Origin of the sequence: Methylobacterium sp. GXF4 (genome assembly GCF_000272495.1) — a bacterium.
Classification (GTDB): domain Bacteria; phylum Pseudomonadota; class Alphaproteobacteria; order Rhizobiales; family Beijerinckiaceae; genus Methylobacterium; species Methylobacterium brachiatum.
The window spans coordinates 1-1125 of sequence record NZ_AKFK01000122.1 but is presented as its reverse complement, the minus strand read 5'-3'; the positions used below and the strand labels follow the sequence as shown (position 1 = coordinate 1125).

The 1125-nt window shown below is 68.6% G+C and carries 1 protein-coding gene; it reads left to right on the top strand.

What is annotated here, in order from left to right:
• Nucleotides 1–1125, top strand: a 1125-nt coding sequence (locus WYO_RS28815; RefSeq protein WP_007569508.1) for an aminotransferase class V-fold PLP-dependent enzyme, incomplete at both ends; no start/stop codon positions are given.

Here is a 1125-nt window from a genome sequence, read left to right as displayed (position 1 = left end):
ATGACGCAGCATTACGACGTGGCCGCCGTCCGGAAGGAGTTTCCCGCCGCCGACTCGATCGTCTACCTCGACTCGGGCTTCCAGACGCCGCTCGCGCGCCCCGTGAAGGAGGCCTACGAGCGCTTCCTGCGCGAGGGCTATGAGACCGCCGGCCCCAAGCAGGTCTGGCTCAACCGCCTGGAGGAGACCCGCGCCAAGCTCGCCCGCTTCATCGGGGCGCGGCCCGAGGAGATCGCCTTCACCAAGAACACCTCCGAGAGCATGAACATCGCCGCCAACGCGCTGCCGCTGCGCCCGGGCGACAAGGTCCTGCTGATCGACGGCGACCATCCCAACAACGCCTACGCCTTCCTCAACCTGAAGAAGAAGGGCGTCGCGGTCGCGTTCATCCCGATGACCGAGGTCATCGATGCCGAGAGCTTCCGCCCGCATATCGACGACAACACCCGCGTCATCTCCATGTCGCAGGTGACCTTCCATGCCGGGCATCGCTTCGACGTCGAGAGCGTCGGCCGGCTGTGCAAGGAGAAGGGCCTCTACTTCGTGGTCGACGTCATGCAGGGCATCGGCGTCGTCCCGCTCGACGTGAAGGCGCTCAACGCCACCTTCGTCGGCTCGGGCACGCATAAGGGGCTGCTCACGCCCCAGGGGCTCGGCCTGCTGTGGTGGGACGCGAGCCGGACCGAGCTGGAGCCGGCCTACATGGCGGCGATCAGCCTGGCCGAGCCGCCGGCGGACTTCATCGCCCGGCCGGACAACATGGCGCTGGCCGCCTCCGCCGGGCGGTTTGAGCTGGGCAACTTCAACCTGCCGGCGATCCAGGGTCTCGGGGCGGCCCTCGACCTGATCGGCTCCGTCGGCGTCGAGAAGATCCAGGCGCATTGCTTCGCGCTGGGCGATTACCTGATCGCGCAGCTCGACCGGGAGGGCATCCGGCTGGTCGGCCCGCGCGAGCGGCAGCACCGGGCGCCGCACATCTACGTCATCGCCCTGCCGGCCGATCCCTGGCTGGACTACCTCACCCAGAGCGGCATCCGCGTCTCGCCCGAGCGCGACGGCATCCGCGTGTCCCTCGGCATGTTCAACACGCCCGCGGACATCGACCGGCTGATCGAGGCGATCCGC